The sequence below is a fragment of the Gordonia sp. WA4-43 genome (assembly GCF_020520305.1).
Taxonomy (GTDB): domain Bacteria; phylum Actinomycetota; class Actinomycetes; order Mycobacteriales; family Mycobacteriaceae; genus Gordonia; species Gordonia hongkongensis.
This window is the reverse complement of the sequence record NZ_CP084736.1, coordinates 878735-899633: the sequence shown is the minus strand read 5'-3', so window position 1 is coordinate 899633 and position 20899 is coordinate 878735. Positions and strand designations below refer to the sequence as shown.

Sequence of the window (20899 nt, the reverse complement as noted above, 5' to 3'; positions counted from 1 at the left end):
GATGCACCGGTGGACAGGCCGCTCATCGCCACGTACTGGGTTCCGTGGTTGCTGGCATGGGCGGTGCTACTCCTTCCCGGGATCGCGGTTATGCTCCCGGCACGCACCCGTTGGGCTGGCTGGGCGTACTCGCTCGCGGCTGGCGTAACGGCCGGAGTGATCGCGCTACTCGGGGCATGGACCGATTGGGGCTTGGGATAGACCTTGTCGATCAGGACTGCTTCTTGCAACTCGCCCTAGTTCAACACGTCCCGTTACCAGTTGAAAAATGCTGGGGGACAGGGCTTTAGCTAGCCAGATAGACATAGGCCCGTCGGCGTCACAGGCCGAGCTGCTGGCGCAGCGTGGCGAGGTCCTGTTGAGCGACGTCGAGGATCTCGGCGGCCGCCGGCGGGCAGTATCTGATCGCCTTGTCGTTTTCCGTGATGACCAGGTGGGTGTCACCGGCCAGGATGAAGTGGGCCTTCTTGCCTTTGCGGTGGGCGGCGCACGGACGCTCGTGATTCGTGCGGGGCGTCTCGACACGGACGTGGCGCAGGATCGCTTTGGTGGTGGGCATGCTGACTCCTTTGGGGCACGGTACGGGTGAGGTTTTACCCGCGTTGGGACAGTTGGGATCTCAACGTGTCGCGGACGGTGTCGGCGATCTTGTCGATGCGTTCGAAGATGGTGGTCAACTGCTCGCCCGACCACTCGCCGCGGGTGCCGTTGGGCATGCCCACCGCCTCGTTGATCGCCGCGGCCAGACGGCGGATTGCGATGACCGTGTTGTGCTGACGCGGGCCGCCCGTGACGGCCATCAGCTGGTGACCCCGGGGCGGGAGGTCGAGGTCGGCCAGAATTCGGTTGGCGACCGCCTTGGTGCGCTGGTTGACCCGGGTCTTGGCCGATTGTCGTGCCCGCTGCGGGGAGACCGGGATCGGCTGCGGCGCAGGGGGTGCGGCTGCTGCCTGCTGCGCCAGCAGGCGTTGGCGTAGCTGCTCGCGGTCAACGACGTCGCCGACACGAATGCCGGGGGCGACTTCGCGGTTCAAGATCTCGTCGAGGACCCGGTCGTCGGTGGGATCAAGGTAGGTCTGCTCGACGAAGTCGGTGAGGATCTCGTTGTCGACGAGCATGCCCTCGTCGAATCGGCGGGCACGCGGTTCGCCATCACCGTTGCCATCGCCGTCATCGTCGGTGGTGCCGGCAACCCATCCGTGCACCAAGGCTTGGTCATCGAGGTCGAGTTCGCGGAATTCTGACCAGCGGGCGTCGTTGTTGAGTCCGATGTGGGACACGATGTGGCCCTGGTTGTCGGGGTGCTCGGGGGCCGCCTCCTGCACCACGCGCATCACCCGGCCGACAAACTGGATGTAGGGCGCCAGGCTGCGGAAGGGCCGGAAGATCGCCGCGACACTCAGGCGCGGGTGGTCGAAGCCCTCACCGAGCATCTGCACCTGCACGACGCAGTCGAGCTGCCCTTGGCGCAGCCGTGCGATGACGGCGTCCTGGTCGTTTTCGTCCATGTCGGAATGGATCTCGGCCGCGCGGTATCCGCATTCGTTGTAGATCGCGGCGACCTGGCGGGCATGGTCGACCGAGCAGGCCGCGGCGATGATCTGGTGCTGGATACCGGTCTGGGCGCGCATCCGGTCACACGCCTGGATGCTGGCCTCCACGATGTGGCGGTTGCACTCGGTACTCAGCGCCACGCCGCGGCGGAACCAGGCCTCCTCGCGCAGTTCCAGGACTTCGTCGAGGGTGTGGCGGCGGGTGTCGTCACGGTAGGTGAAGTACAGCTCGGCGGGGGCGACGTTGCGGGAGTGGATCTGCTTGATGTAGCCGGTGATCATCGCCCGGGTGAACGGGTACCGGTAGACGATGTCGCCGTGCAGCTGCTGCTGGTCGGAGCGAAACGGGGTGGCGGTCAGGCTGACGACCTTGGCATTGGGGAAGCGCCGGAACACCTTCTGCCAGCTTTCGGCGGCAGCGTGATGGCCCTCATCGACCAGGATCATGTCAAAAAAGTCCTCCGGGAACTGCGGAAGCCACCGGTCGGCCTGGCTGGCCAGCTGCTGGATGTTGCAGACCACGAAGTCACTTTCGATCGCGTCGTGGACGTTGGCGTTTGGCCCGTCCAGGACGGCCATCCACGGCCCTGCGGTGAAATCCGACAACACCCGACACTTGGTCCAGAAACACTGCGGGCTGGTGATGTCCACGGCATCGGCGACCCCCTTACGGATCGTCAAGTTCGGCGTGATCACCAGCGTGCGACCACGGGCGATGCCGAAGGGCAGAGTCGCCATGATGCCGGTCTTGCCGCACCCGACTGGAATCTGCACGATCGCCGGGGTGGCGTTCTCAGCGAAGTGCTCGCGCACAGCACGGTGGGCCTCGCGCTGTGGCTCCCGCAACGCCGCGTTGGCCTCGACGTCCGCGTTGGCGGTGACGAACACACTGCTGTTGGCGCCAGCCGCGGCGGCCTCCTGGGCACGGCGATACTCCAGCCGGAACGGCTCCAGGTCGGCGCGCCGGTAATACCGGTAATCACTGCCGGGGCGCCGCAGCGCAGGCAAGGTGCCGTCACGATCCCATCGCCGCAGCGTCTGGGCGGACACCCCGAGATAAGCAGCCGCCTCCGCGACTCGCAGAAAACCTTGTTCAGCCATGATTAAAACTATACAACATTATACAACTCTAACAAGTATCCACTGCGTATATTTGCCGCGCGCAAATGAGCTTCAACCTCGACACACTCTCCCGCTCACACGTCAGGTCACCTGGACGGGCCGGGCCCTCGAGGCCGACAAAGTCACCACAGCGTCCCGCTACATCAGTCGGGCAGGTAGGTGCGAGGCAGGAGTGCCGAAGTGATCTGCGGTACCCGATTTTCGTTGACGTAGATCACACATTGCAGATAGCGTGTCCACCACTTGCTGGTCTTGGGGGGCGAGTGAAGGTGGTGACGGTGCGTAGGTTTGGTATTGCCCTGGCCTCGTTAGTAATTGCCGCATTAATGTGGATCGGCGCAGGCGCGGTACGCGCGGACGTCTTCCATGGTTACTGGATCTACGGGAAGATCCACGAGGAATACGAACAAGCCGGTGGTTACAACTTCTTCGGCAACGCCACCATCCCCGAGTCAAACACCCAGAACGGCGGCAAGTTTCAGAAGTTCGTCAAGAACAGCTCGATCTACTGGCACTCCGCCGTGGCCGGCGGGCATGCCAACCAGATCGGTGGACTTATTCGCGATGCGTGGGGCCGAGTAGGTTGGGAGACTGGGTATCTGGGCTATCCGATCACCCGCGAGTTCGGCGTCAACGGCGGGCGCGCGAATCACATGGTGGCCGGGTCGATCTACTACTCGGCCACGACCGGAGCTAAAAACGTGTGGCTGGGAATCCGCGACGTCTGGGCCGATTCAGGCTGGGAGAACGGGCGATTCAAGTTTCCCACTGAAGACACCCGCACCACCACCTGCTCGGTCTGGGCGCAAGACTTCCAGGGCGGCACTGTGCTCTACAAGGACACTGAATCACCCCAGGTTTGATGCCGCTTCCTTCTGAGTCAGGAAGGATGAGCACATGCCTAAGAAAATCGACCCAGAGGTCCGTTCGAGGGCCTTGCGGCTGCTGGAGGCCCACGGCGGCGAGTACACGTCGTTGACTGCCGCTGCCGAAGCGATCGCCAAGCAAGTCGGTGTCGGCGGGGAGACGGTACGCCGCTGGGCCGTGCAGGCCCAAGTCGATGCCGGCGCCCGCTCCGGGACCACCTCGAAGGAGTCCGCCGAGATCAAGCGCCTCAAGGCGGAGAACAAGCAGCTGCGAGAGGACGTTGCCATTCTGAAAGCAGCGACGACTTTCTTCGCGGGGGAACTCGACCCCCGCAACCGATGATCGTGGCGTTCATAGATCAGATGCGTGCCAACGGTTTTGCGGTCGAGTCGATCTGCCGGGTCATGCGTGAGCAGGGCTGCCAGATTGCCGCACGAACCTACCGGGCATGGCGATCACGCACGCCTGCCGCACGGACGGTCTCCGATGCCCACGTCGTCGATGCGGTGCGCACCGTGGTCTGGCGTACCGGTGACGACGGCCGGCGGAAGATGACTCCGGAGGGCCTCTACGGGCGGGTGAAGATGCGCGCCCATCTGCACCGCACAATGCTGCCGGGGGTGTCGTATGGTGCTGTTGATCGAGCGATGAAGACACTAGGCCACAATGGGATTCGAAGGTCCAAGGGAGTCCGCACTACCGTCCGCTCCGCTGATGGTGTGCGCGCGGAGGATCTGCTGAACCGACAGTTCAGTGCTGCCGAACCGAACCGGGTCTGGGTGACCGATTTCACCTACTGCCGGACCTGGGCTGGGTGGGTGTACGTGGTGTTCATCATCGACGTGTTCTCCCGTCGAATCGTGGCGTGGCATGCGTCGACTTCGAAGACGGTGGAGTTGGTCACGGTCCCGCTTCGGATGGCACTGTGGCAGCGCAATCGGGAAGGGCATCCGGTGAAAGCTGCTGAGCTGATTCATCATTCGGATGCCGGCAGTCAGTACACATCAGTTACACTGACTGAGCGTCTGCGACTGGAAGACATCGCAGCGTCGATCGGATCGGTCGGGGACGCCTACGACAACGCGATGGCCGAGTCGGTGAACGGCTTGTACAAGACCGAGTGCATCCGGACCACGATCTTCCACTCCGGCCCGTACCGGACGATCTCCGACGTCGAGTTCGCGACCGCTGGTTGGGTCGACTGGTACAACAACAGCAGGTTGCACTCGAGTATCGGCCAGATTCCCCCGACCGAGTTCGAAACGCTCCACTACGCTGGCCTCGGACCCGAGGACCAGCCCACATTGGAGGCGGCACAAAACCTAGGGTGATTCACACGGGCGTCGGCGGCTACTTCCTACCCAACAACGACGTCGATGGGCAGCGCCTCGCCTACAGCACCGGCGGCGGTTTCCTCTACGGCGCCGAGCTGCAATCTGCGGTGAACTCCTGGAACCAACTCAGTCCTATCACGGTCGCGCCGGTAGGTGTGTTCGAGGTTGCCGATGTGGCGATCTCGACGGAAAACCGATCCGATGTGAGCTGGTCTGGGCTGCACACGCGCTACAACGCGCCGCTGACCAGCACTATCCAGATCAACATGCACTACGTGCAGGGCTACTCATCGGCGAGGAGAGCGGGGGTGATCGCCCACGAGATTGGGCACGCACTGGGACTGTTCCACACCTGCTCCAACGACCTGATGGCAGATAATGACGGGGCCCGCGGAACGTCCTACACGCCCACTGGGCTCACCCGCGACCTCTACCACAACAAGTGGGGATTCTGATGACCACCAACCACCGAGCAACACGACCGGCGGCCCTCACGCTCGGCATCGTCGGCATCTTCGCCGCTGCCACCCTGGCCGCGTGCGGCGAACAAACCGTCAATGAGGGCATCCCTCCCCTCGAATCGGCCACGGCCACCTCGACCGCCCATGCGGACTCGATCACCGACACCTCTGACCTACGCAACCTGATGGCGATCTCGACGCACGTCTTCACCGGCCGCGTCGAATCAGCCGCCGGCACCAAGGCACTCGGGCCACTCCCCGAAACTCAGTACAGCGTGCTCACCAAAACGGCGATCAAAGGTGAAGTCCCCGAGAGCGTGGTAGTCAACCAGCAAGGCGGAGTCAAAGACGGTGTCTACATTTCCGTCAACGGCGACAGACCTCTCAAGGTCGGCCAGTGGTACCTGTTCGCCACCCGCTACCTCGAGTCAGAGAAGTGGTACACCCTCGTCCCTGTCGACGGCCGCAAGCCTGTGACTGAACAACAAGCCCGCGACAGAGCCTCCGCGCCCCTAGCCGCAGCTGAGGCCGCGTTGCGCGCCAACCCCCAAAACCGGCTCGCACCACCGGCCCCACCGAGCCCGTCGATGACCTTTCCGATACCCCAACCCGGCGACCGCAACCCGCCACCACCCTCACCGGCGCCAACCGGTTAATCATCCGGTGGTCAGGGTGTAGAACCTGGCGTGCGGCCCGGTCGGTTATGGCCGTACCACAGGTCGTTGACCCTTTCGATCAAACGCTCATGCACGACCAGGGCGAGTTGACGACGGGCGCCCGCTCACTGTCTCAGGCACTTCTCGCGGTCGCCCGCAGCGACAATCCCTGGTCGAAGGGGCCCCACTCTAAGTCGGGTTCGGCGTTCAGGCCATCGTCCTCGGAGCCGCGGGACAGGGTGTCGATCTTGATGATCGCTGGGCTGGGGGCGTCGACCAGGTACACCATGATGTCGCCGGCAGCATACGTTCGTGGGGTCAGCCAGACGAGATCGTCAACATCCGGGTCGTCGTCGTCGCCAGGGAAGAAGCTATTTACGGCTTGCCGCCACGGCTGAAGCAGGCATAACTGCACTCGTCGGCCGTCCGCATTGCCGGTGCCGGCGACCCGTGGGGTTCTCCTGCGGGCTACGATTCGGCCCATTCAGCGAATTCCTTCCACGAGATCGGAATACGCTTCTGCCCGTGCTTGGGTCGCCACTGCAGATTGCCCTCAGAAACGTAAAGGGTGCCGAGAGTTCTCCCGTCGATCGCGACATCGAACTCGAAGTCGATGCCAGCAACGCGCACCCTACTGGCGCTGAATCGCACGTCGTGATCAGCCACGATGATCCTCCCAACAACGGCACAGTCTGGTGTCGATCCCTCTCGCGAACGTAGCGAACGACCATGTCTCGGGCAATGATCTGCCCGGAACCGATGCCAGCTCACCGGGCCAGCGATCGCCGGTTGCTTCCAGACCTGACCAGACCCCCCGGGGCGGATTGCTCATGTAAAAGGAGTGCGGTGAGGGCTGTCAGCGGCCGAACAGTGCTCGTTCGATCACATCCGGGGTGGTGTCGAAGTCGTGGGCCCAGTCCGCAGCCAAATCAAGGTAACGGCCGTACATGTCAGCGGGGCCGTCGATCTCCCACTCTTCGGTGGTCACTCGACGCAGACTGTCTACAACCCTGCTGTCATAGATCAGTGGGCGGCCTGTCAACGCATTGGCGTCGTACCCGCCGAAGTAGAGGAACTTGGTGAAGAAGCCCGCCGCCAGTCCGGTGATTTTCAACCGGTTGCGCCCGCTGAGGGCTTTGTAGGCGCTGACCGGCCCCTCGGTCCGCACGACAGCCAGAGCCTTGGCGAGCTTCTCCGCGGCGTCGGGCTGGCTGAGGGGACGCAGCGCCCGCACCATCGTCAGGCCCGGACTCGTACCCCACACCACACACGCCACGTGCAGTTGCGCCGCTACGATCGGCGACCCGTCCTGCACCGCTCGGGCTGCGACCTCAAAGACATCGCGGCGCGAAACCACTCGATAGCGACCACTGCCCGCCGACACACTGTCGAGCTCGTCAGGCCACATCGCAGCATCCGGCAAGCGTGCGCGCACCGCAGCCGGATCGAACCGAATTGACTGGCCCAAGACCCATTCGCGATCGGGAACAGAACCGTCGGGAAACAAGGTAGTCAACGCGATCGGCATTCCTTCACGCTACCGGCAGATAACCGGAGGTACGCGAACGATGTGTGACATAAGGTCACTTCACCCTTCGCGCGCCGTCGGTGGCGGCGGACTAGGTTTGGATGGCGTTGAGATAGCCGTGATCATGTAGTCGGTCGGGACCGGGTCACTCAGCAAGTCGTGTGACCCCCTTCCGTGAAAGTGAGAGTCACCGTGCAGCCAGACAACCCCGATGCCGTGTTCGTTGACGACAGCGGAGACACCGCCGGCCGGGCATTGATGACCATCGTCTCCGCGCAGCACGAAGAACTGGTGATCCTGACCGTCCAAGGCAGCATCGACGTTCTCACCGCACCACAACTGTCCGAGGAGGTGACGAACGCGCTGCACGGACAACCACGAGGCCTGATCATCGATCTGACCACCACCGACTTCCTGGCCTCGGCCGGCATGGCCGCACTCGTCGCCGCCCACGAGGCGATCGCACCGACCGGACTGTTCGGAGTCGTGGCCGCCGCACCCGCAACGTCGCGGCCGCTGACGCTCATGGGCCTGGACCAGACAATCGTCCTCTACCCCACCCTCGCCCACGCCGTCACCGCCATGACCAGACCCACCGGAATGAGCGGCAGCCCGACTGGGTAAACACGACGGCGTGGACTCATCACAGCACCTCGATGGCGACTCCACCGGTGACTTCGAACGATCGGTCGAGGCCACCGCCGAGGCCGCCCACAGACTGCGCGAACTGTTCACCGTGTGGGTGACAGCAACCGTCGAGGCCGACACCGAACGCCGCGCCGACATCGTCTTGGCCGTCTACGAAGCGATTGCCAACGCCACCGAACACGCCTACAAAGACGCTCGAGAGCCAGGCGCGGTCACCGTGCGCAGCCGCCGCCGCCCCAGCGGCACCCTCGAAATCACTGTCACCGACACCGGCACCTGGGACCTCAGCCCCGCACAGCGCTTCCGCGGCCGCGGACTCGCACTCATCACTGCGCTCAGCGACACCCATGCGCTTACCACCGGACCCGACGGCACCACCGTCACCATGTGCTGGCAGCCGACGCCCGTCCTGACGACATGATATCTAGTATCAGATTTCGAAACTACCTGCGGCAGAATCGAATTAGACGATACTCGCCCGGCAGCACTCACGTGCGGTCTTTCCAGCGCTCGTTGGCTGATTGTCGGGTCATGCCGGTCGCCGCGCCGATGTCGGCCCACGAGCGACCCAGCCGGCGGGCCTTGGCCACCGCGGCGTCGAGCAGTGCGTCGGCGTCCCTGCGGGCCTCCACGGCCGCCCGGATCTCGTCGTCGATGTCGATCGAATCGAGATGCTCACGCCGCCACAATGCTTGGGCGGCCGCCGCGACATCGGGCCGCACGTTGACGTCGAGGTCGATGTCGGGGGCGAACACCTGGTGGCGGGCCAGGTCCTCGAGGGACGCTGAGGGCACCCGCGTCCACTGGACGGGATCGGTCCAGGTCGACACATCAGAGCTGGTTCGCCGGGCGCAATTGCAGGACAACAGCCAGCCGACGATCTCGGCCGACGGCCGCCGACGATCCTCGTCCGGGTGCCGGCCGGTCCCGACGATCTCGTAGTCAACGCCGTCGACCATGGTCGACCCGTGGCTCTCGGCCCCGTCCTCGAAGAACGGCACCAACGCCGCCTCGTGCAAGTGCGTGGCGCTCTCGTGTACCCAGCCCATGCCGATAGGGTAGACCCGCTGTGTCAGGATAACCAGACACAAGAGTCGGGTCGCGTCAGGAGTACCTGACATAACGTAGATTATCGGCGAATCTTGATGCGAATCAACGTGTTTCGTCACCAGTCGGGCGGCCTCGGCCAGACCGCGATTCAATCTCAAAGCCGGATGCTCGCGAGCACCCCGTGGTGGTCGGAGCCCGGCAGATCGATCCGCCGGAACGATGTCGGTGTCGGGCCGTTGCGGGTGAGTACCCGATCGAGCGCGAGCAGGGGCGGGTAGGGTCGGCCGGCGGGGTAGGTCGCGACGACGCCGGATCCGAGATGCTCGGCGGCGTCGGTCAGCTGGGGTGAATCCGGCGGTCCGGAGAGCAGCTGCCGGAAGGAGCGGTGATCGTAGGTCGAGTTGGCATCGGCGCCGATGATCAGCGGATCTGTGTCGGCGGACAGGATCGAGCGTAGCTCGCGGAGCTCGGCATTCCAGCGCCACGATGGTTCCGGATAGGGCGGCAACGGATGCAGTGCATAGACCGAGATGGGCGAGCGGTTTGGTAGCGTAAGTCGCGCATGAAGATTCGACAGTTCGAATCCGCGCAGGAGTTGCCCGTCAGTCAGCGGGGACCGAGCATAGATGCCGGCTCCACCTCCACCCTCGCGGGGACGGAGAAACGCGAACGGCAAGGCGTGGCGCAACCCGGCGCGATCGAGGGCCCCACCGACTCGGGCGTCAGCTCGACCACCGTCATGACGTCGACTCGCGAGCTGCGTACCCGCGACACCATCTCATCCGGATCGGCCTGCCCGCGAAAGATGTTTGCCTGCATAACGGTCAAGTCCGAGTCCGAGACCAGTTCGTCCACTCCCCAATACAGCGGGGCCTGCGCCGTGACGCCCACGGCAACGACGAGCACAGCTGCCACCGCGGAGATCCAGGCGCGCGCGACGAGCAACAGCACCAGGCCGAGGACACCGACGCCGATTAACACCGGCGTGAACGCCGCCACCCGGGACGCGGTATTGCTGACCAGGCCAGAGTAGTGAGCAGCAATCCCGACGACAGCGGCGAGGACCGCACCCCAGCCGAGTGCTCGTAGGAGTCCACGCATGCGGTCGATCATGCCACGATCGCCGTCAGGCTCAGAACGCTGATAGAGGCGCAGGATGACGATTCTGACGCCCACTCGGAGAAACTAACCACGGTAGTAGTAATCTGTCCGTGGCCCGTTCGATATCGAACTGTTTCATCCGGAACGACGCTTGAACTGAGGGACCTTCATTGGCACGGCATCGCAAATCTGACCCCAGCCCACCTCCTGCTGGTATACCTGCGTCCCGCCGCCCTGCGTCGGCGGCTTTCGACCGCGGGCCTTCGGTGCCACGGCATTCGGGTATCGCGCGGGCGTCGGGGCGACATCGGATACCCCACCCCCCTGAGACTGCGGTCGGGTTCACCCGAGCAGTCCCCTCACCTGCCCCGGCCCTCACGCGCTCGCCGCAGATTTCATCGGTGAGTGCGCCCAGGACGTCTCCTCCCAACCCGCCTCGCGGCGCCCGCCCACACCCGTCCCCCTCGCATCATGCACGGCCGCACGCGGCCCGTTTCGACCATGACGCGTATGGGCCGTGGCGCACACCACGCTCGGTCGACGTCGGCAGGAACCAAAGGGTTGCAGCGCCTACCGCGCCATGGGAGCGGGCGATGTCCGTTCTCGATCACCATGACAATGAGCCAGTTCACTCTGATTTTCTCGATGTGCTCGACGAGGAGAAGACGTCGGGAACACCACTCAGGTCCGTAGCCGCAGCCGGGGTCAGTGGATCGCTCGCGGCTGCGGTGGTCCTTTGCGTCGCCGGCGGGACCGCGGCCACTGCGCTCGCCGATCGTCACAGCCCAACAGTCACCCCAGTTTTCCAGGCTGGCGTGTCCGCCGACGACCGATCCGCGGCAACGCCATCACCTGTAGCCCTCGGATCGGTGGACGATCGACAAGACACCACGCCGGCGCGGACATCGTCACTCGATGAGCTGACCGCGGCCGTGCGAGAGTTGGTGCAGCCAGATCGTCTGCGGCCTTCCGATCCCCCTGCGCCACAACGGCCGCGGTCGGCGGCACCTACCTACGGCACCGTGACCTCGAGCTACGGGGCACGCTGGAGTACCACGCACTATGGCCTTGACATCGCCAACGCGATTGGCACGCCGGTGGTGTCCGCAAGCGATGGGCAGGTCATCGAATCCGGTCCGGCCGATGGTTTCGGTTTATGGGTACGCGTGCTGCAAGACGACGGCACGATCGGCGTGTACGGGCACATCAACGAGGCGTTGGTGAGCGTCGGACAACGAGTCCGGGCCGGCGAGCAGATCGCAACGGTAGGAAACCGCGGCTACTCCACTGGACCACACCTGCACTATGAGGTCTGGCAGCAAGACGGACCCAAACTTGATCCGGCACAGTGGCTGAGAACCCGGGGCGTCTACGTCGTCGGCTGAACCGGCGTGAACGGTGCAAAGCTGCTGGAGATTTCGTGGCAGGTGTGCGGGCGTAAGCCAAGCCGACGTTGCCAGTCTCGTGGTCTTACTGAGCTTTACCGACGGCAAGCTTCTGGCAAATGCGCCCGATCGATCGGATCGCAACGGTGTGCAAATCTATCGTGGTCACAGGCCGCGGCGGACAGTGGCAGCCGCTCTTTGCTGGTTGGTGGTCGTACCCCATGATGAGGTGCGTACGTGCCTGGGTTGTGGTTTAACTATCTGGCAGGTTCACCGAGCGGCTCTTCGCGAGTCCCCTCTTGCTCGCATGGTGGGCGTCCATCGCTTCGGCCTGGTGATTGATGCGAGTTCGTAGGGGTTTGAGGACGAGCATCGAGACTGGACTACTGAGCACTACTGCGAGCACGACGGCTCCGAAAATCGGGATTTTCACGTCAAATACGAAGGAAATCAACAGGATCAATCCGCACAGCGCAGCGGCGAGTGCTAGCCGCGCGGCGTTATACAGCAGGGCAATCGCGACGAGTGACTTGCCCGAAGGGGCGGGCGAGGGGGCGGCATGGTCAGAAGTGCTTCTGCTCATGTTCGGTAGGCCTTCCGTGTGCTGCTTGTTGAATGCGATCGGATGTATGTGTGACGTGGCACGCCCTCTCGTCGAGTGCTTCAACTGGGGGACATCGATCCCCGCAGGATGAATCTCTGCTGATGTGAGTCTCATTCGTGACGTGTGCGTCGTAGTCGGCGGTTCGCTGACGCTGGCTCGGTCATCCATCGCCGCGCTTGCTCGTTGAAGTCTTCGCCCCACCCAGCCTGATCGGTGCGGGCCAAACCGGCGACGGTGACAGCAGTGCGTCGTTGGCCATCGATCTCGGTGGGCACCAACCGCACCCAGATTCGTCGGCGCCGGACAAGCAGGGACACAAGTAGCCCAGCCAGCATCACAGTCGCGGTCAGCAGGACCCAGTTCTGTGCCGGCCCGTGCGACACCTGCATGGACACAAACCGTTCGTACCCGTCGAAGCGCACTACGGTGCCGTCGGCGATGGTGTGGGTCTCTCCTGGGCCGAGATTGACTTGGGCCCGCTGCTGGAGCCGGCCCTGCTCGATGAGTGATTGGTTCAAGGAGTATGCGTTCTGCGGACGACCGGTATCCAGTCCGGTGTCGCCCTGGTAGATCCTGATCGCTACATACGGATCATTCGGCACGGGAAACGACGAGGTGAGAAGCGTTCCTTGGAATGCCGCGGTCGGCGCGAACAGACCCTCAATCGCGATCTGTCGGCGGCGCCGTTCATCCGCGTCGGGGTAAAGCCCCGCGGGAGTATCAAAACGGGCCGCGCCTGAGGACAACATCGTCTGCAAGTTGTCGGGAATGAAAAGTACTGTCTGAGTGCGCTGCTCACCGTTCGGGAAGGTCACTGTGAATGTAGGTGCGAAGCCATTGCCTAGGACGTAGACGCGGTCACCGGCTACTCGCAGAGGCTCGTTCACTCGAATACGCGCAGCGTTCCAGGTAGTGGGGTCGGACTGTCGTACGTCGTCGGTGTAACTGACGTCGGCTTCGTACATGTCGGGCTGGCCGCTCGGCAGGAACCTCGCATCGAAGCCCTCGACACGAACACAGAATGGTGAGAGATCGGTGCCGTCGACAAGGCTGCCTGCTCGAAACGAGTCATAGACGGCCGTCGAGGTGTTACAGAGGCCTTGCGTGCCATCGGCGATGAGACTGCGGGTGCCCTCGTACCCGTAAAGTTTGTCGGCCGCGATCGCTATCAACAGGGCGAGCAGTGAGAAGTGGAACAGGAGGTTGCCCCACTCGCGGAGGTAGCCCTTCTCCGCGGAGATCTCCACGGCTTCGGTGGGTTGGGCACCCGTCGCCGGGCGCGTGGTGGTGACTCGGCGCCAGCCACGCAGATTGGTATTTATCAGGGCAGCAACCTCGTCAGGATCTCCGTGCACCGTGTCCTCGACGTGCCGCGGCAGACGAATGAGGTTGCGTGGCGCGGGGACCGGCTGAGCGCGCACTGCGCGCGCATGCTCGAGAATTCGGGGGGTGAGGCAGCCCACAAGCGATACGAACAGCAGGACGTAGATCGCGGTGAACCACGTGCTGGCGAAGACGTCGAACAGCTGCAGTCTGTCCATCCACACCCCGAGCGCGCCGCGGTCGGCAATGTACTGGGTTGTTTTCTGCTCGTTGAGCGGTCGTTGTGGCAGCATGGCGCCCGGGATCGCGGCTGCGGCCAACAGGAACAGCAGCATGAGTGCGGTTTTCATCGACGTGAGCGATCGCCACAGTCTGCGCAGGGAGCCAAGCGCCGGGTGCGCTCGGCGCGGCGTCGGCGCTTCGGTTCCCATCATCGTGGTGGGGGTAACGTCGTCGCACTCCGACAGTCCATGACTGCAGGAGCGACGTCGAAGTCGCCGGCCGAGTGCCGATCGACACCCGCCACCACGAGCGCGGTGGGTCGCCGGGACATACTCCCCCGCACCGCCACTATGGGTCTCACCTGCTCTCCCTCACCTACCCGGATTACTACGCACCGTAGTATTTATAGAACCCGGATGGCAACCACGTTGGGTCTTGCTTGCTCGATCGGAGCGGTGAGGCCTGGTGAGCCGTAAACTACTATCATTGTTAGTAAGACCTGTGGCGGCGCCTACATTCTGTGGTCGTCGGTGTGTGCTCCGGATGAAGGGCTTTGTAACTGATGGGCCGCTTTGGCACTCCGAGGACGATGCGTCGCGACCGCCGATCGACTGGCCATAGTCAGCTGCGGCAACGTCTGGGAACCCTTCGACGCCACCGTTCGGCGCAGGTCAAGGCTCGGCATGTACTGGTATTGGCGGCGCTGACGGCCGTCGTGGTGGTACTGACCTCGTGCAGCTCGGCTGGCGGTAGCTCTACCTACAGTGACCAGATTTCGGCCGTCGACAGTTTTGCGGCCATCGCACAACCCTCCATCGCTGTGGCCACCGAAGGAGGCGATCGGCTCGCTCCCGACGCGGTTGTCGAACCTGGGCTTCCTATCGTTGTGACGGCCAGTCGCGGCGCGTTGACCGACGTCGATATCCCAACATCTAGCGGGCGTGCGTTGGCGGGCTCGCTGAGCGAGGATGGCAGTACCTGGACAAGCACCCAGCCGTTGGGGTACTCGAAGCAGTACTCCGTTCGAGCTGAAGCCGTGGGTGTGGGTGGTCGAACGAGCGTCTCGCAAGGCTTCACCACAGCCTCGCCGGAGTCGCTGACCAGCGCGGCCATTCTGGGCGAGAAGACCGTCGGAATTGCGCACACGATTGGTGTTCGATTCTCGGATCCCATCCCTGACCGCCGGAAGGCGCAGGCTGCAATCACCGTGGCCTCTGATCCACAGATGCAAGGCGCGTTCTATTGGATCAGCGACTCCGAGGTCCGATGGAGGCCCGAGCGCTTCTGGATGCCGGGGACCAAGGTCAGTGTCGCCGTGAACATTTACGGAGTCGACCTCGGCGACGGGCTCTATGGCAACAGAAATCTGTCCTACGACTTCACCATTGGCCGAGCTCAGACAATCGAAGCCGACGACAACACCAAGACCATCGTCGTAAAGAGGGATGGCAAGGTCATCCGAACGATGCCGACGTCGTTCGGCAAAGACAGCACACCGACTCCACGCGGCATCTACATGATCGGTGATCGCGTCGAGCACATCGTCATGGACTCCTCCACCTACGGAGTTCCTGTCGAGTCATCGGCGGGATACCGCACACCCGTCGACTGGGCGGTGCAGATGTCTTACAGCGGCATCTACATGCACGGTGCCCCGTGGTCTCTGTCGGCGCAGGGCAACAGCAATGTCAGCAACGGCTGCCCGAATCTGAGTCCCGCGGACGCGGAATGGCTCGTGAAGAACACGATGCGCGGCGACCCCGTCACGGTGAAGAACACCAACGCCGAAACACTATCGGGAGTCGATGGACTCGGCGACTGGAACATCCCGTGGGCACAGTGGAAGAAGGGCAACGCAGACACCTAGGCATCGGGCTGGCTCGATCCAGACACTCCATCACGGTCCAGTCGACTGAGCTCGTCCGGCCTTGACCCTGGACGCCTACGGGCCGGCCCCGACCGGTCCGTGCCCGCGGGTATGCCATCCGCCACATCAACGGATATTGAGGTATTTGCCCGAAGGTGGTTACATGGCGACATATCAACGAACGTAAGGATGTCGATATGACCCGGGAGCCGGTGGATACATGCGACTTGCTGTGCCTCGATTTGCCTCACGCAGAAGGTATCCGGTCTGCGTTGCCGGATGCGACGGCGGTCGACCGTGCCGCCACCGGGGCCCGTGCGCTCGGCGATCCCACTCGTCTGCGCGTAGCGACAGCGTTGCTGTCGGGGGACGAACTGTGTGTCTGCGACCTCGCGTGGGTGGTCGGCATGGCGCAGAACCTTGTCTCACACCATCTGCGCCTGCTCAAGAGTGCCGGCCTCGTGACCGGGCGTCGCCACGGACGGTTGGTGATGTATGCGTTGACTCCGTCCGGTCATGCTCTCGTGACAGCGGTTCTGGCGGTCGCCGGGGTCTCCACGACAGCCGCGACGAAACCGGCGGCGGCCATAGTGCAGGGGCATACACATGAGTGACGCATGCTGCGGACCCTCAGATTCCGCCGCCCTCGAGGCTGAGGCCGATCAGGGACCGGTCCGGTTGTGGCAAGTACGCGAGTTGCGTTTCGCCGGCGCAGCAGCAGTTTTCCTCGCGTTCGGCTGGATCATCGGAAGCTCGCTATCGGACACCGCAGGCGTCGTCCTGGAACTGCTCGCGGCAGTTGTTGCCGCCTCCACGTTCGTGCCGTCGACACTGCGATCGCTGCGCCACGGGCGCATCGGTGTCGGAACGCTGATGACGATCGCCGCAATCGGCGCCGTGGCGCTAGGCCAAATACCCGAGGCCGCGCTGCTGGGAATCTTGTTCTCGGTCGCTGAAGGACTCGAGCATTACGCGGTCACCAAGACCCGGCGAGGCCTGCGGGCGCTGCTCGCGCTGGTTCCACCGACCGCATCGGTGATTCGTGGGGGTCTCGAGGTCACCGTGTCACCGGATGAGTTGATCTTCGGCGATGTGATGGTGGTGCGTCCCGGTGAGCGCGCGGCGACCGACGGGACTATCACCGCTGGCACTACCAGCGTAGATCTGTCGGCGATCACCGGCGAATCTGTGCCCGTGGAGGCGGGTCCGGGTGACTTGCTCTACGCCGGCGCGATCAACGGTGGCGGTGCGATCGAAGTCCGCGTAACCGCCCGCGCCGCCGACAGTTCCCTAGCCCGCATCGTGCACATCGTCGAGCAAGCGCAGGAACGCAAGGGCGCCGGCCAACGTCTCGCCGACCGCATCGCCCGCCCCCTGGTCCCGGCCATCATGGTGCTAGCCGCACTCGTGGCCGGTATCGGTGCGCTACTCGGTGATCCGCTGCTGTGGCTCGAACGCGGCCTGGTGGTGCTCGTTGCCGCGTCCCCGTGTGCGTTGGCGATCGCGGTGCCGCTGACGGTGGTCGCCGCGATCGGCGCCGCCAGCCGCCATGGCGCACTCGTCAAAGGCGGTGCTGCACTCGAAGAGCTGGGACAGGTCCGCGTCGTCGCGCTGGACAAGACCGGCACCTTGACCCGCGGCACTCCGGAGGTCATCGACGTGGTGAGCACACCCGAGGTCACCCGCGAGGACGCGTTGTCTTATGCCGCCGCGCTCGAGGCTCGCAGCGAGCACCCGTTGGCGAGCGCGATTCTCGCGGCCGCACCTGCTCTGGGCTCACCTGCCGATGACGTCACCGCGATCGCCGGTCACGGCCTCACCGGCCGGATACGCGGACAGCAACTGCGCCTGGGCAAACCCGGGTGGCTCGATCCCGGCGCGCTCGCCGGAGACGTCACTCGATTGCAGAGCGACGGCGCCACCGTCGTGCTGATCGAACGGGAAGGCACCGTCGTCGCCGCGATCGCGGTCCGCGATGAGCTTCGCCCCGAGGCCGCTGAAACGATCGGGCAACTGACGGCGCTGGGTGTCGACTCGGTCATGCTGACCGGGGACAACGACCGCACCGCACATGCTTTGGCCACTGCGTCCGGAATCAGCACCGTCCATTCCGAACTCCTTCCCGAAGACAAAGCCGACTTGCTGGCCACGCTAGCGCGCGGGCGGGCGATCGCCATGGTCGGCGACGGCGTCAACGACGCCCCGGCGTTGGCCACCGCCGATGTCGGTATTGCGATGGGAGCGATGGGTACCGACGTCGCTATCGAAACCGCCGATGTGGCGTTGCTGGGCGAAGATCTTCGCCATCTCCCGCAACTACTGTCCCATGCTCGGCGCGCACGCCGAATCATGATGCAGAACATAGGATTTTCCCTAGCGATCATCGGTGTGCTGATTCCGCTGGCCGCCACGGGCGTCCTCGGCCTGGCCACAGTGGTCTTCGTCCACGAACTCGCAGAAGTGCTGGTGATCGCCAACGCGATTCGTGCCGCCCGGACGAAAGCGCTGCCGGGCACCGGTGCCGTGCCCCGGGTATCCCCCGGCACGCTCAACATCTCGGTGTCGGCCTACCACGACACAGGCGACGCCTGTTGCGCTCCAGGACCAGCCACCACCCCCGTTCAACCACGGTCGGTGCCCGCGGTACCCCTGCTGCCGACACCACGAGCACGCGGCGCGGCGACCAGCAAGAGCTGTTCGGCCACAACAGAACCAGGGTGCAGTTGCTGTTCGAGCCCGTCGGATGGCGCCGATGACGTACCGAGTAGCTCGCCAACGTTTCATCGCGAGCGTCACTGAGGGAGCCACGCCGCGTCAGGAGCGTAGGCGTGATCTCCACGTGCGTACAATCAGTGCCGCCAGGACGGCGGCAGCACAGATCCCTTCTCCTGCTGCTCCGATCCGCGTCGCCAGGGTCGTCGTTGTCCTCAACGGCACCCGCGCGATGAGAACATCGGGGGAGAACAATTCTGTGCGTTGTGCAATGGTCCCATCAGGTTCGATGACCGCGCTCACGCCACTGGTTGCTGCGATGACCACCGCCTTATCGTGTTCGACTGCCCGAACTCGCGACATCGCGAGTTGCTGGTAGGTCATCTCGGTGCGCCCGAACGTCGCGTTGTTCGTCGGAACCGCGATCAGCTGCGCACCGGCGCGCACCGATTCGGTCACCAGATCGTCGAACGCGACTTCGTAGCAGGTCGCTACCGCCACGGGCACCCCGGCAAGATCGACAACGCCATCGCCTGTGCCAGGAATGAAGTTGCCAGCCCGGCTGGCGTAGGACGAAAGCTGTGTCATCAGTCCCCGCAGCGGCAAGTACTCCCCGAACGGCACCAGCTGACGTTTGTCATGCTCCTGACCAGGCCCGGTGACGGGATCCCACACCACCAACGTATTGCGGGACGTGCTGTGGCTCCCGGCGATCACCGCGCCCACCAGGATCGGCACCTCGATCGCCCGCGCGGCACGATCAATTTGCGCCGCAGCATCACGGTTACCGAACGGGTCGATATCGGATGAGTTCTCCGGCCACACCACCACATCGGGACGCACGACCCGCCCAGAGCTGACCTCCTCCGCCAGGTCGAGAGTGCGCCGGACATGATTGTCGAGCACTGCACGTCGCTGAGCATTGAAGTCCAAACCCAACCGCGGTACGTTGCCCTGCACCAACGCCACCGTCACCGACTGCTCCTCCGGTTCTGCTGTCTGCGACGGCGCCAGGGTCCATGTCAGCACTCCCACTACGGCGACTGCTACGCCTGGGCCGGCCAACGCCCGAGGGTGCACGTTGATTACCGCCACTGCGATCGCGGCCAGGAGTGCGCCGAGCAGCACCACAACGAAGGACAACCCCGGCGCGCCAGCCAAGGCCGCTAACGGCAGCAAGAACCCGTCCGGCTGACCGAATGCTATTCGGCCCCAGGGAAAACCGCCAAAAGGCACGCGGGAGCGGACGGCTTCGACTGCCACCCAGGCGCATGCTAGCCACACCGGCGCTCCGCGGCATCTGCCGACCAGCGCCGCCACCGCCCCGAAGACACCGAACGCCACCGCCTCGACCGCCGCCAAGGCCAGCCACGGCACCGCACCCACATACGTACCGACCCACGGCAGCAGCGGCACGAAAAAGCCCAGCCCAGCGAGATAGCCGTAGCCTGACGCCGCCCACAGCGACCGCCCACGCAGTGTCACCACCAGGACCGCGATCGCCACCGGGGCAAGGAACCACAGTTGGCGCGGAGGGAAGCTCACATACAGCAGCCCGCCCGAACCGGCCGCAGCCGCGATACGTAGTGCAGATGCACATATCGGTGGCAGACCTGCGCCGGCATGCCGAGCATCCGAGTGACGACTCACCGCCCACCGCTCCCCTCACCGGTTCGGTCGTGCGTGATATGCACGCCAATCGCCCGGACGACACCGCACGCCCTGTAAACTACTAGCCAACGTAGTAGTAAACGTGACGGGAGTGATGATCGTGCCAGCTCAAGCGGTCAAGGTTCGACGCGGAGGGATGTCTCGATGAGTCGCAACGTCAAGATGTCGCTCGCGGCAGTCTTCGTGTTCTGCCTGGCGCTCACAGTGGTGTTCGTGGTCTCCCGGGCCGGAGAGAGCGAACAGTCCGGCGACCAGGCGTATACGACGGTACGGCCTGATTCTCCACGGCTATCGGCTCCGACCGAGTCCAAGGCGACATTTGTCGAGTTCCTGGACTTCGAGTGTGAAGGGTGTGGGGCGGCGTACCCGGCGGTGGAGCAGCTTCGCCAAACCTACGGCGATCAAGTCACTTTCGTGGTCCGCTACTTCCCCCTCCCCGGGCACTTCAACGCCGACCGCGCGGCACGGGCCGTGGCCGCGGCGGCCGAACAAGGCCAATTCGAACCGATGTACCGCAAGATGTTCGACACTCAACGCAGCTGGGGCGAACAAAAGGTGCCGCTGGACGATCTGTTCTTCTCCTACGCCCAGGTGTTGGGCCTGGACATGGAGCGATTCGCCGCCGCCTATGACTCACAGGCCACCCGCGAGCTCATCGACCGCGATGTCGCTGACGGCAAAGCACTAGGCGTGACCGGAACCCCCACGTTCTTCATCAACGACGAACTCATCAAGCCCGAAGGCTATGACGATCTGAGCTCTGCGCTCGAATCCGCGATACGTCAGTGACCATCA

The 20899-nt window shown here is 64.1% G+C and carries 22 protein-coding genes and 1 other annotated feature; of the genes, 11 read left to right on the top strand and 11 right to left on the bottom strand.

Going from position 1 to position 20899, the window contains the following annotated elements; all coding sequences use genetic code 11:
- Positions 1-319 precede the first annotated feature (319 nt).
- Both LEL84_RS04150 and LEL84_RS04145 read right to left on the bottom strand, forming a co-directional pair.
- Positions 320-559, bottom strand: a complete 240-nt coding sequence (locus tag LEL84_RS04150) for a hypothetical protein (RefSeq protein WP_055477305.1) — start codon at positions 557-559, stop codon at positions 320-322.
- A 34-nt stretch (positions 560-593) separates the two neighbouring features.
- Entirely contained in the window at positions 594-2654 is a 2061-nt protein-coding gene (locus tag LEL84_RS04145) for a DEAD/DEAH box helicase (protein ID WP_226513398.1), read from the bottom strand.
- Between the two features lie 284 nt (positions 2655-2938).
- On the opposite strand from LEL84_RS04145, the gene LEL84_RS04140 reads away from it, so the two are divergent.
- The 4 genes from LEL84_RS04140 (at position 2939) to LEL84_RS04125 (ending at position 5993) form a co-directional block, all read left to right on the top strand.
- Complete coding sequence (locus tag LEL84_RS04140; protein WP_226513397.1) at positions 2939-3538, top strand: LGFP repeat-containing protein; 600 nt, start codon at positions 2939-2941, stop codon at positions 3536-3538.
- Between the two features lie 34 nt (positions 3539-3572).
- A protein-coding gene (locus LEL84_RS04135) for an IS3 family transposase (protein WP_226513396.1) occupies positions 3573-4873 on the top strand; the annotation gives its coding sequence in 2 pieces (ribosomal slippage) (positions 3573-3846 and positions 3846-4873; 1302 coding nt in all).
- Positions 3845-3976: a sequence feature (AL1L pseudoknot), on the top strand. (Overlaps the previous gene by 132 nt.)
- Positions 4870-5331, top strand: a complete 462-nt coding sequence (locus tag LEL84_RS04130) for a M12 family metallo-peptidase (RefSeq protein ID WP_226513395.1) — start codon at positions 4870-4872, stop codon at positions 5329-5331. The genes LEL84_RS04135 and LEL84_RS04130 overlap by 4 nt, the downstream gene beginning before the upstream one ends.
- Positions 5331-5993: a hypothetical protein gene (locus tag LEL84_RS04125; RefSeq protein ID WP_055477302.1), complete on the top strand. Its 663-nt coding sequence runs from the start codon at positions 5331-5333 to the stop codon at positions 5991-5993. Before LEL84_RS04130 ends, LEL84_RS04125 begins: the two co-directional genes overlap by 1 nt.
- 133 nt (positions 5994-6126) lie before the next feature.
- On the opposite strand, the gene LEL84_RS04120 is transcribed toward LEL84_RS04125, so the two are convergent.
- The 3 genes from LEL84_RS04120 to LEL84_RS04110 form a co-directional block, all read right to left on the bottom strand.
- Complete coding sequence (locus LEL84_RS04120) at positions 6127-6477, bottom strand: hypothetical protein (RefSeq protein ID WP_223258969.1); 351 nt, start codon at positions 6475-6477, stop codon at positions 6127-6129.
- On the bottom strand, positions 6462-6659 hold the full coding sequence (locus LEL84_RS04115; protein ID WP_055476435.1) for a hypothetical protein: 198 nt from the start codon (positions 6657-6659) through the stop codon (positions 6462-6464). Before LEL84_RS04115 ends, LEL84_RS04120 begins: the two co-directional genes overlap by 16 nt.
- A gap of 190 nt (positions 6660-6849) precedes the next feature.
- Positions 6850-7521 carry a hypothetical protein gene (locus LEL84_RS04110; RefSeq protein WP_068971513.1) on the bottom strand — a complete coding sequence of 224 codons (672 nt, stop codon included), beginning with the start codon at positions 7519-7521 and terminating at the stop codon, positions 6850-6852.
- Positions 7522-7713: 192 nt separating this feature from the next.
- Here LEL84_RS04110 and LEL84_RS04105 point away from each other — a divergent pair, with 192 nt between their 5' ends.
- The gene (locus tag LEL84_RS04105) at positions 7714-8145 is read left to right on the top strand and encodes an STAS domain-containing protein (RefSeq protein WP_055476437.1); all 432 of its coding nucleotides are present in this window, start codon (positions 7714-7716) and stop codon (positions 8143-8145) included.
- A gap of 10 nt (positions 8146-8155) precedes the next feature.
- Positions 8156-8590 carry an ATP-binding protein gene (locus LEL84_RS04100; protein ID WP_055476438.1) on the top strand — a complete coding sequence of 145 codons (435 nt, stop codon included), beginning with the start codon at positions 8156-8158 and terminating at the stop codon, positions 8588-8590.
- A gap of 67 nt (positions 8591-8657) precedes the next feature.
- On the opposite strand, the gene LEL84_RS04095 is transcribed toward LEL84_RS04100, so the two are convergent.
- The 3 genes from LEL84_RS04095 to LEL84_RS04085 all read right to left on the bottom strand — a co-directional run bounded on the left by LEL84_RS04095 (position 8658) and on the right by LEL84_RS04085 (position 10395).
- Positions 8658-9218, bottom strand: a complete 561-nt coding sequence (locus LEL84_RS04095; RefSeq protein ID WP_171011585.1) for a hypothetical protein — start codon at positions 9216-9218, stop codon at positions 8658-8660.
- Positions 9219-9373: 155 nt separating this feature from the next.
- On the bottom strand, positions 9374-9895 hold the full coding sequence (locus LEL84_RS04090; protein WP_413466935.1) for an endonuclease/exonuclease/phosphatase family protein: 522 nt from the start codon (positions 9893-9895) through the stop codon (positions 9374-9376).
- Positions 9826-10395 carry a hypothetical protein gene (locus LEL84_RS04085; protein WP_226513393.1) on the bottom strand — a complete coding sequence of 190 codons (570 nt, stop codon included), beginning with the start codon at positions 10393-10395 and terminating at the stop codon, positions 9826-9828. Before LEL84_RS04085 ends, LEL84_RS04090 begins: the two co-directional genes overlap by 70 nt.
- 518 nt (positions 10396-10913) lie before the next feature.
- Between LEL84_RS04085 and LEL84_RS04080 the strand changes: the two genes are divergently transcribed.
- The gene (locus LEL84_RS04080; protein ID WP_239582609.1) at positions 10914-11705 is read left to right on the top strand and encodes a M23 family metallopeptidase; all 792 of its coding nucleotides are present in this window, start codon (positions 10914-10916) and stop codon (positions 11703-11705) included.
- 253 nt (positions 11706-11958) lie between these two features.
- Here the strand turns inward: LEL84_RS04080 and LEL84_RS04075 are convergent, their stop codons facing one another.
- Positions 11959-12288 carry a DUF4229 domain-containing protein gene (locus tag LEL84_RS04075; protein ID WP_055476455.1) on the bottom strand — a complete coding sequence of 110 codons (330 nt, stop codon included), beginning with the start codon at positions 12286-12288 and terminating at the stop codon, positions 11959-11961.
- 131 nt (positions 12289-12419) lie between these two features.
- Positions 12420-14066: a cytochrome c biogenesis protein ResB gene (locus tag LEL84_RS04070; RefSeq protein WP_413466934.1), complete on the bottom strand. Its 1647-nt coding sequence runs from the start codon at positions 14064-14066 to the stop codon at positions 12420-12422.
- Positions 14067-14443: 377 nt separating this feature from the next.
- Here LEL84_RS04070 and LEL84_RS04065 point away from each other — a divergent pair, with 377 nt between their 5' ends.
- From LEL84_RS04065 to LEL84_RS04055, 3 genes are all read left to right on the top strand, one after another.
- A complete protein-coding gene (locus LEL84_RS04065; RefSeq protein ID WP_139104530.1) occupies positions 14444-15721 on the top strand; it encodes a L,D-transpeptidase in 1278 nt (425 codons plus the stop codon).
- A 197-nt stretch (positions 15722-15918) separates the two neighbouring features.
- The gene (locus tag LEL84_RS04060; RefSeq protein ID WP_055476457.1) at positions 15919-16335 is read left to right on the top strand and encodes an ArsR/SmtB family transcription factor; all 417 of its coding nucleotides are present in this window, start codon (positions 15919-15921) and stop codon (positions 16333-16335) included.
- Positions 16328-18520: a heavy metal translocating P-type ATPase gene (locus tag LEL84_RS04055; protein WP_055476458.1), complete on the top strand. Its 2193-nt coding sequence runs from the start codon at positions 16328-16330 to the stop codon at positions 18518-18520. Before LEL84_RS04060 ends, LEL84_RS04055 begins: the two co-directional genes overlap by 8 nt.
- Positions 18521-18535: 15 nt before the next feature.
- Here LEL84_RS04055 and lnt read toward each other — a convergent pair whose 3' ends face one another.
- Positions 18536-20044: an apolipoprotein N-acyltransferase gene (lnt, locus tag LEL84_RS04050; protein WP_226514238.1), complete on the bottom strand. Its 1509-nt coding sequence runs from the start codon at positions 20042-20044 to the stop codon at positions 18536-18538.
- 204 nt (positions 20045-20248) lie between these two features.
- Between lnt and LEL84_RS04045 the strand changes: the two genes are divergently transcribed.
- Positions 20249-20893, top strand: a complete 645-nt coding sequence (locus tag LEL84_RS04045; RefSeq protein ID WP_055476459.1) for a DsbA family protein — start codon at positions 20249-20251, stop codon at positions 20891-20893.
- Positions 20894-20899 lie beyond the last annotated feature (6 nt).

Bases quoted from the DNA above. Each gene is read 5' to 3' on its own strand.
- LEL84_RS04150 (WP_055477305.1), bottom strand. From the start codon at position 559: ATGCCCACCACCAAAGCGATCCTGCGCCACGTCCGTGTCGAGACGCCC.
- LEL84_RS04145 (WP_226513398.1), bottom strand. From the start codon at position 2,654: ATGGCTGAACAAGGTTTTCTGCGAGTCGCGGAGGCGGCTGCTTATCTC.
- LEL84_RS04125 (WP_055477302.1), top strand. From the start codon at position 5,331: ATGACCACCAACCACCGAGCAACACGACCGGCGGCCCTCACGCTCGGC.
- LEL84_RS04120 (WP_223258969.1), bottom strand. From the start codon at position 6,477: ATGGGCCGAATCGTAGCCCGCAGGAGAACCCCACGGGTCGCCGGCACC.
- LEL84_RS04110 (WP_068971513.1), bottom strand. From the start codon at position 7,521: ATGCCGATCGCGTTGACTACCTTGTTTCCCGACGGTTCTGTTCCCGAT.
- LEL84_RS04095 (WP_171011585.1), bottom strand. From the start codon at position 9,218: ATGGGCTGGGTACACGAGAGCGCCACGCACTTGCACGAGGCGGCGTTG.
- LEL84_RS04080 (WP_239582609.1), top strand. From the start codon at position 10,914: ATGTCCGTTCTCGATCACCATGACAATGAGCCAGTTCACTCTGATTTT.
- LEL84_RS04075 (WP_055476455.1), bottom strand. From the start codon at position 12,288: ATGAGCAGAAGCACTTCTGACCATGCCGCCCCCTCGCCCGCCCCTTCG.
- LEL84_RS04070 (WP_413466934.1), bottom strand. From the start codon at position 14,066: ATGATGGGAACCGAAGCGCCGACGCCGCGCCGAGCGCACCCGGCGCTT.
- LEL84_RS04065 (WP_139104530.1), top strand. From the start codon at position 14,444: ATGCGTCGCGACCGCCGATCGACTGGCCATAGTCAGCTGCGGCAACGT.
- LEL84_RS04060 (WP_055476457.1), top strand. From the start codon at position 15,919: ATGACCCGGGAGCCGGTGGATACATGCGACTTGCTGTGCCTCGATTTG.
- LEL84_RS04055 (WP_055476458.1), top strand. From the start codon at position 16,328: ATGAGTGACGCATGCTGCGGACCCTCAGATTCCGCCGCCCTCGAGGCT.
- LEL84_RS04045 (WP_055476459.1), top strand. From the start codon at position 20,249: ATGAGTCGCAACGTCAAGATGTCGCTCGCGGCAGTCTTCGTGTTCTGC.